Consider the following 9,314-nt stretch of genomic DNA (forward strand, 5'->3'; position numbering starts at 1 on the left):
TCAGCGGTCAGCGGTCAGCGGTCAGCGGTCAGCGGTCAGCGGTCAGCGGTCAGCGGTCAGCGGTCAGCGGTCAGCGGTCAGCGGTCAGGTAATAAAAATAAAACACCGAGCCTTTTGCAAGCGCAATTTTTATATTGTAGGCGGGAGTTTACCTCGCGCAGGTTTTAGGTTTTAGCAATGAGAAACTGTGTTTCTAACGTGAGTAAGCTCTACGTCCACATTGAAAAATTGCGGTGATATTATTTGTAGAATGTAGCTTGCTGGTGTTTAAATACTCATGGTGATTTTGAACGTCTCATTTACCCCTCATTCATTTCTTTTTGTGCATTTAAGTTTGTAAGGGCGTTATTCACAAAGAGGTTAAGAGGCGCTGCGCTTTTAGAGAAGTGATTAAAACATTATAAATCAGAAGCTGCGCTTCTAACGTAAGCAAGCTCTCCGTCCACATTGATAATGTTGGCGGTGGTGTTACCAAAAAACCACCGTTATTGTTTTATTAAGCTCTTTAAGTTTTTACTGTACGTTCTACTTACCTTGAGTGTTTTTTCGTTATCTAACACCGCCATATATTCAGAATTACGTAATGGGTTGAGCTGTTTAATGTGGCTTAAATTAACAATGGTTGATTTATGTATGCGTAAGAAGTCTTCTGGCAGGGTATTTTTTTCAAGATCTTTTAAACGCGCACGCATTACATGGGTTTCAGCCAGTGTATGAACACACATATAATCGCCTGCGGCATCAATCCATAAAATATCTTTAAACGGAATTATTTGAATTGGGTTTTTAGCATCTTGGATGACTAAGTTTTCGGCTTCAAATTTATATTCTGAGTTTTTTGAGCTTTCTAATTCTTGATGTTCGTTTTCTATCAGCGATTGGTGTACTTCAATCAATGTGTTTTTTCTGTGGAGTTGCTCTGTTTTTACTACCCTTTCTATGGCTTCTGCAAGGCGAGCTAACTTAACGGGCTTGAGTAAGTAGTCAAGGGCTCTTACCTCAAATGCTTTAACGGCATGCTGGTGAAACGCAGTAACAAAAATAACCGCTGGACAGCTTTCTGGTTGAAAATATTTAATTAGTTCAAAGCCTGATTTTGTTGGCATTTCTATATCTAGAAACACTAAATCAACGTCATGTTTGTTAAGTACGTTAATAGCGTCATCAACACTTTGTGCACTGCCAATCACTTCAATTTCAGCAAAGGCCTCTAAACGAATACGCAACCCTTCAATAGCGCTGTATTCATCGTCAACAAGTAATGTTTTTAATTGAATCATTATTGCAAACCATTAATAGGAAGAGAAATACAAAGCCATGCGCCGCCTAATTTGGCATTGCCTTTCTCAATGCGATGGCTATTTCCATACATTAATTTTAAGCGTTGCTCGCAATTAGCCAAGCCAATGCCCCTTTTCGATTTTTTATTATCGTCAAACCCTTTACCAGTATCTGCAACTTTAATGAGCAATGCGGTTTTTGTTTTTTCAACTTTAATTGTGATCACCATTTTTTGATCTGCTCGCATACCATGTTTTAACGCGTTTTCTACCAATGGTTGAATTAATAAAGAAGGTATTAATAAATCGTTGCATGGTTCATCAACGTTAATATTAACCTCTAACCGGTCAGTAAATCGACATTGCTCTATATCTAAGTAGGTTTTTAAAATGGCAATTTCTTCTTTAATCGCTACTTTTTCAAGCGGATCGGTATACAAACTATGGCGCAATAGATCACACAGTTTTTCGAGCATATTCACTGCCTGCAAACTTTCTTTTTTTAAGATTAAGGTGCAAATAGCATTAATGCTGTTAAACATAAAGTGCGGATTAAGCTGATATCGAAGCATTTTAAGCTGTGATTCTTTAGCAAGGTGTGTTGCTTCGGCGGCTTTTTGAGTTTGCTCTAAATTGTCGAGATATATTTTGATCCCGTAATAAAAAGCAGTCCATGTTGAGAGCATAGTTAACGATGCAGACGTCCATGTACCAAAGTCAAACCACGACATGGAAAGCCACCAATTGCCATATAACCACTGCAAAGACGCCCATTTAATTTGTGTCCAAATTAATGTGGCAGTTAACAGCAGCACCAGATGCAGTGCTATTTTAACTTTAATCCCTTGCCTATTTGAGCAGTTATAAGCCCTTCTTAAAAGCAAGGTGATTAAAAAGCCACACGCTACATCAATAACTAAATGCGGAATGTGTATCGACCATGGCTCGTCGCTTGGTATTTTTATCATTAGCTCGGTCAGCATTGCATACACAATCCAACCGCAGCTCTGAAACAACCAGAAAAGATGACTTCTGGGATTTTTGGAATTCAAATTAATACGTCCAACTTTAAAGGCAGTTGAATAGCTTACTTATTATCAACTGCCTTTGCCTTATTTATTTTGAGCACGTGATTGATAATGCGTCATTATTAGGTTTTGCAGTCAACGCGATATCTGCAACTGCTAAACTTAAACGCTGAGCTGAAATACGAATTACATCTGACATAGATTGTTCAATCAGTTCGCTATCGGCGCAATTGAGTGCGATTGATAAAGTATGCCAGTGCTTATCTGCCATTGTTTTTTCAAACGATGAAAAATCAATACTTCTTAAACAGTTATCTAAATTACACATTACTTGTAACTGAGCACCTTGCTCTGGAGCTTTATCTAATCGCATCTTTAGTTCAAGGTAACCTGATTTAAATTTGCGTTCGAGTAGTGTAGGTTTTAAGTAACTTAGGCTAAGCGTTGCATCTGAGGATTGAGATTGCCACTTAAACTGCCTTGCATCCTCTTGATACGATAAATTAACCGATTGCATTAACAAACTTTTTTTATCGCCACTGGTGGCCGATGAACCACTAGTTAAAACCTTTGCTGTTGTATCAGCTAACGCCCAAGTGAGATTTTTAGCTAAACTTTTTACAAACAATGGGTGTGCATCGCTTTTAACGATTTTTTTAGGGCTTGTAGTTTCACTCACAACAGGTATGTTTACTGTGTCTTGATAAGTTAGCCCGTAGCCATAGGCAAAGAGCGGGTCGTAATTTACATCGCCTAAGTTAAGGCTAAATTGGTCGTCGTATTTAGGCCACGAAAAACTCAACTTACCAGTAAAATCAAACTGGCTGTTACCGTTTTTATCTGTTAGTAATACGTCTGCAACTCCCTCACCCTCAGAGCCTGGTAACCATGCAGCAACAAAGGCATCTGATGCATTGAGCTCTTTATTGACCCAAAGCGGGCGACCACTTAAAAATACGGTGACTACCGGAATATTGTCTGCCTTAAGTTTTTTCAGCAGTGCAAGAGCGTGTTTGCTTTCATGCTGAAACTCTAGCATTTCTATATCACCAAACCACTCAGCATAAGGCTCTTCACCAATAACAACAATAGCTACATCTGGCTTGGTTTTATATTCACCAGACTCACTTAAGCTTATTTCACCGCCTGCTTTTAATACTTGCGACTTTAAACCTGCATAAATAGAGGTCGCATTTGGAAAGTCGCTATTAGTATTGTCTGTGCCCTGCCAAGAAACACTCCAGCCACCCGCTTGCATATTAATTGCATTCGCGCCTTTACCGGCAACTAAGATGCGGCTATGCGCTTTTATTGGCAAAACGTTTTCGTTGTTTTTTAATAGAACGAGTGACTTGCGAACCGCTTCTCTTGCCAAAGTGCGATGCTCATTAGCGCCTAACCACTGCGGGTGTTGTGATTCAGGTCGTGCTGATGGTTTACCCTTTGTAAACACCCCCCAGCGGATTTTAGCCCTTAAAAAGCGTCTAACCGCATCGTTTATTCTTGATTCGGCTATTACCCCCTCTTTCACTTGCTTAACAGTATTATGATAAAACGCTTCAAAATGCTCTGGCACCATGATTACATCAACACCTGCGTTTATGGCTTGGGCGCATTGCTCTAAATCGCAGCCTTCTACAAACTTATGCGCATTCCAGTCGCTTACTACAAACCCATCAAAACCAAGTTGGTTTTTAAGTACATCCGTTAATAAATGCTTATCGCCATGTACACGTTTGCCATTCCAACTATTAAAGGATGCCATCACTGATTGCACGCCTTCATTAATAGCAGAAAAATAACCTGCGCTGTGAATATCTCTTAATCCTTTTTCATCGATAAGCGTATTTCCGCGATCAACGCCTCGCTCAGTGCCACCATCACCCACAAAGTGCTTAGCGGTGGCAATACGGTTACTGCCTTTTAAAAAGTCAGCGCCTATGTCACCTTGAATACCGGTAACCATACTACCTGCATACAACCTAACTAATTCAGGGTCTTCTGAGTAACTTTCATAAGTTCTGCCCCAGCGATCATCTCTAACTACAGCAACAGTAGGCGCAAAACTCCATTCAATCCCTGTAGCAGATACTTCCTTTGCTGTTGCTTGGCCTATGCGTTTAATTAAATCAGCATCATGCGCAGCTCCTAAGCCAATATTGTGCGGAAATAACGTAGCGCCATACACATTACTATGCCCATGCATGGCATCGGTTCCCCATACCGTCGGGATCGCAATACCATCTATGGTCGAATCCATAGAGGCTAGGTACATTTCATCTGCGTATTTTAACCAAGTAGCTTGATCCGCTCGTTTATTTCCGTAAGGCGCAGTATTTCCGCCATTTAGATAAGAGCCAAATCCATACTTTTTCATTTGCTCTACACTTAAATAACCAATTTCTGGCTGGATCATTTGCGCCACTTTTTGCTCTAAAGTCATTGTTGCGAGCAGTTTATCAATCTGTTTTTCAACGGCTGGATCACGCTTAAGTTGCGTATTCACATAAGGCCAGTTAACTTGCTGATTGTCTGCACTCAATACATTTTGACAGTTGAACATGCCAAAAACAGGCAATAAGCAAAGTAATAATTTAGGGTGTTTTATTTTCGACATTTAAAACCTTCGAGATTAAATACTGTTTTATAAAATACGGACTGATTAATTTAGTGTGGAATATATTCAATAAAATCATAATATGCCCATGAAGGGCTGTCGTAGTATTGACCCGGAAAGTAATTCCCTTGAGTCGAGTTGTCACCATTCCACTGGTTAATCATTATTTTTGTTTTATCAATTGGCCATGCATAGCCGGGAATTTCATTATCGGCTATTACGCCATCCCCATTGTCTTTGTACATCACTCTAATTGTTTTCTCGTTTCCTTGTGAGTCGTACAGATACCAACGAATTGATGAGCTTGACCAATCAAAGCCAATGGTTAATAAGTTTTCTCTGTAATCAAGCCCAAACTGGCTTAAATCGATATCCTTTTCCCAACTTTGATACATGCCTCCTTGGGGCTGGTAAATCACATTGGTATGAACAACATTGCCTAAAGAAGGTAATAGTTCGATATCTATTTCTTGCCATGCGCGTCCTGGCGAATCCCACCATGAGGTATAAGTAAAAATAGAAGACACGGTACCGGCGATATTGCCCGACTTAACACTGCCTTGTACCTTACCAAAACTATAAAAGTGATTACTTTGCAGCTCAGCACATGCACCTTGTGACAGAGAAAGGGTGATGCCGTGTTGACTTGGGTTAATCATTCTTGGGACAAATTCGCAGCCAAAAGGTGAGCCATTATCGCCACTACGTGCACTCCAAAGAGTCGTGTCAAATCCCCACGAAAAATCGTCTTTAAAATAGTTAGCGTATGTGGCGGGTGAAATTACTATAAGGCCAGCAACTAAGGTTGAAATTAACTTCGTTTTCATTATTAAATCCTTATTTAATCAAGCACCTCCTACTGTACTTTAGCCTGTAGGAGGGTAACTTTTACTCGGTTATTTAGAATGAAAAACCCGCTCTAATACCGTAGTATCTCGGCATACCAAAGCTGCCTTTTGGGATCCCCTTACCAGTATTATTCCAGTATTGAATAGTTTCATCTGAAGCATTATTAACAAACACTTCTGCAAACCAGTTTTGTCCTTGCGGCTCATACTTAATAGAGGCGTTAAATACGGCAAACGCATCGCGGCTATCATCGATATATTTTGTTGCTTCATCTGGCACTTGAAAATCCATGTCATCTAAATGTTTATCAACATTCCATACCGTTGAGTACGACTCATCTTTCCAACTGGCATTTAACCATGCGTGAACAAAACCATACTCTCCTAAGTTGAGTGTATGTGTGTAACTGATATTGGCGGTAAACTCAGGGGTCATTGCTAAATTATTCCCCTTAAGATTGGTAGCTAACAGGGTATTTTCAGGATTTTTTGATTCTTCATAAGAAATATCAAACAGATACTCCGCGTCGTAATCCCATTTAGTATTCCAATCTTCAGTAACTTTTGCATCAGTCCACGTTACGTAACCACTAATTCGACCATTTGGATACGGCTTCCAATCAAACTCAAGCTCAATCCCTTTTATTGTTGAGCCAGGGACATTTTGTGTGTAGTAAGCTATAACTGGCTTGTTTTGAAAATCGAGTACAGGCTCGCCATTACCGTCTAAAACGGGAGAGCCATCTTCATCTTCTACCACAGATAAACGCTCTACGTTACCAATAGAGCCCACTGATGCGTATTGCATGTCGGTGTAATCTGTGTAGAAAAATGCGGCTTTTAGGTTTAATGAGTTATCAAAGAAGCTCGATTTAGCACCCAATTCCCATGTTAGTACTTCTTCTGGGTCGAACTTGGTTTCAAAACGAGTAACGTCACCGGTTCTGTCATTTACCACTTCGTAAACATCACCAATACCACCGGCTTTAAAGCCACTGGCAAGATAGGTATAAACCATGGTTTCAGGTGAAATGTCATAATCTAAACCAACACGAAAATCATGGTGTTTCCAACTTCCCTTATTGTCGTTTTCAAAGTATGACGCATAAATAGAAGGATCTTCGTAGTAGTCAACAGGAAGGTTATTTAAATCAGTTCTATTTAACCAACCTACGGCGCAGCCATCAGCATTAGAACAGCGATAGGTTTTTCCGCCTTTATCTTCTTTTGTTTCATCACTAAATCGATAGCCAAGTGTTAGGTGTAACTTTTCAGTTAAGTTGTATGTACCTTGACCAAATAATGCGAGGGCGTCGGTAGAGCGATCGGGTTGATCCCAAAACGCTTTGTCATCCATAGGATTATCGTAATAACCTAAGGTTTTTGTTCTTTCATGAAAGTAATTAATACCTGCAATCCAGATAAAGTCGCCATATTCATCAGATTGTATTTGCAGCTCAGTTGAAAAAGACTCTGCGCCAGTGCCGTCTAAAAAGTAAGTTGCGCCATCCCAAGGGTCTAAACCTACTTCACTATCTTGTGCTGAAGAGCGTTCCATATCTTCATAGCCCAATAACCAGACAAGTGAATATTCATCGTTTATGTTGTAATTAAGGGTGTTTCTTAAGTACGTGATATCTAAATTAAGCTTACCGGGCACATTTACAACCGCCTGATAAGTATTATCGCTGGGTAAAAAGTTAGTGCAGTCTCCCCCTAGTTCAGCACTTCTGCCACGAATTTTATCGCAGTTAACTAAATCTAGGTTGTTATTGCTGTCATTTACATACTTTTGAAAAACAGTGTGGTTTGAAAAATTGCCGCCCAAAGGCTCCCACAAGGTGCTAATTCTAAATGAATATTCATCAGCATTATTGTAAAAATTGCTTTTATCAGCCGGTGTTAGCGCGCGAACTTTTTGCGCTTCTGGATCTGTGCCAGCGCCATCTATCCACCAGTTTTCTCGTTGGGTAATTGTTTGACCCACGCCTTGATAAGAATCTTCAGAGATTACTGGCGCATTAAGAATATCGTCGCTTAAGCGTCTTGAGTCATATTGGTTAGGATCGTAATACCCTTCTAAATAAGAATCCCGTTTCAAGCCTTTTCCTGAAAACCTAACGGCAAATTCATCATTAATAGGAATATTTAAGACTGCATCAATATTTTTACTATTAAAGTTTCCCGCTTCAATACTGACGTTGCCATATAAACCGGTAAACTCTGGTTTTGCTGAAATAACATTAATACTACCCACCGTTGAGTTACGACCAAATAGAGTGCCTTGTGGACCCCTTAGAGCTTCAACCCTGTCTATGTCGTACATCAATGCAAGGGCACCTTGCATACGTGGTGAGTAAATACCATCAAGGTGAACACCAACAGCCGGATCGCCAAGCTCAGTAATATTAGTAGAGCGTACACCTCGCATTGAAATAACCGGCGCAGCTTGATCTGTTGCAGTTGAAATATCTAAGCCAGGGACTAAGTTAGCAATATCCTTAACGCTATTAACACCGTTTCTTTTCAGCTCGGCTTCAGTTAATGCTGTAATGGCAACAGGTGTTTCCATTAATCTTGTTTTTCGCTTAGTTGCTGTTACCGAAATGATTTCTAATGAAACTGTTTCTTTTTCTGACGCTTGCTCTTTATCCGTAGAAGCTTCTTGAGCATTCAATGGCATTGAACAAGCCAACGCAACGGCTATTGATAGTGCTGTTTTATTTATTGTGTGCATGTTTGACCTTTTGGATGTGTGTGTAAACGTTAAACTTTGTTACTTTTATTTAACAGTCTCATAGTATCCATATCGATTATTTTTATTACTAGTCAAATACGCCAAGACGAGTTAGATATAATACAAACCGAAATCACCTTCTAATTTTTGAAGCTAAAGCCAGATAAACCTCAAGTATTTTCCTCGTAGTTTAGCCTTTTGATTCTATTTCAGACACAAAAAAACCGACTTAGTGTCGGCTTATTTATAAAAGCGGTAGACGCAGGATATCTCTTGTAAGGGTTAACCTATGACAGCCTGTTCGTAGCTAGAGGAAACGGCACATCTACGTGAGCAAGCTCTTCGTCTACATTAAAACGTTGTGGTGATATTATTTATAGACCGTAGCTTACAGGCGTTTAAATACTCATGGTGATTTTGAACTTCTCATTTACCCCTCTTTCATTTCTCTTTGTGCATTTAAGTTTTTAAGGGCGTTATTCACAAAGAGGTTAAGAGGCGCTGCGCTTTTAGAAAAGTGACTGAATGGAAGATTTGGCAGTATGTATCATTAGGTTTAACTGATATCTGAAAGCTTTCTCAAATTTCAGACATAAAAAAACCGACTTTCGTCGGTTTCTTTTCTATTAACTTTAATAGTAATAGAAAGTGGTGAGCGCAGGACGTATCTTCTAAGAGTGAACCTCCGACCGTTTGGTTCGTAGCTTGCTACTTTCCCATATTCACGCTTTGATTTATTTCAGGCACAAAAAACCGACTTAATGTCGGCTTATTTATGAAAGTGGTGGGCGCAGGACGTATCTT

Annotated in this window: 5 protein-coding genes; all 5 read right to left on the reverse strand. The window is 39.8% G+C overall.

Annotated features, from left to right (window positions below):
- Positions 1–485 precede the first annotated feature (485 nt).
- Entirely contained in the window at positions 486–1,280 is a 795-nt protein-coding gene (locus tag A9479_RS16175; RefSeq protein WP_024600782.1) for a LytTR family DNA-binding domain-containing protein, read from the reverse strand.
- Positions 1,280–2,263 carry a sensor histidine kinase gene (locus tag A9479_RS16180; RefSeq protein WP_064664016.1) on the reverse strand — a complete coding sequence of 328 codons (984 nt, stop codon included), beginning with the start codon at positions 2,261–2,263 and terminating at the stop codon, positions 1,280–1,282. The genes A9479_RS16175 and A9479_RS16180 overlap by 1 nt, the downstream gene beginning before the upstream one ends.
- Before the next feature lie 133 nt (positions 2,264–2,396).
- Entirely contained in the window at positions 2,397–4,925 is a 2,529-nt protein-coding gene (locus tag A9479_RS16185) for a glycoside hydrolase family 3 protein (RefSeq protein WP_064664013.1), read from the reverse strand.
- A 50-nt stretch (positions 4,926–4,975) separates the two neighbouring features.
- Positions 4,976–5,752, reverse strand: a complete 777-nt coding sequence (locus A9479_RS16190) for a family 16 glycosylhydrolase (protein WP_064664014.1) — start codon at positions 5,750–5,752, stop codon at positions 4,976–4,978.
- Positions 5,753–5,825: 73 nt separating this feature from the next.
- Positions 5,826–8,510: a TonB-dependent receptor gene (locus tag A9479_RS16195; protein ID WP_064664015.1), complete on the reverse strand. Its 2,685-nt coding sequence runs from the start codon at positions 8,508–8,510 to the stop codon at positions 5,826–5,828.
- Positions 8,511–9,314: the final 804 nt, after the last annotated feature.

Source organism: Pseudoalteromonas sp. MQS005 (genome assembly GCF_001661605.1).
Classification (GTDB): Bacteria; Pseudomonadota; Gammaproteobacteria; order Enterobacterales; family Alteromonadaceae; genus Pseudoalteromonas; species Pseudoalteromonas tetraodonis.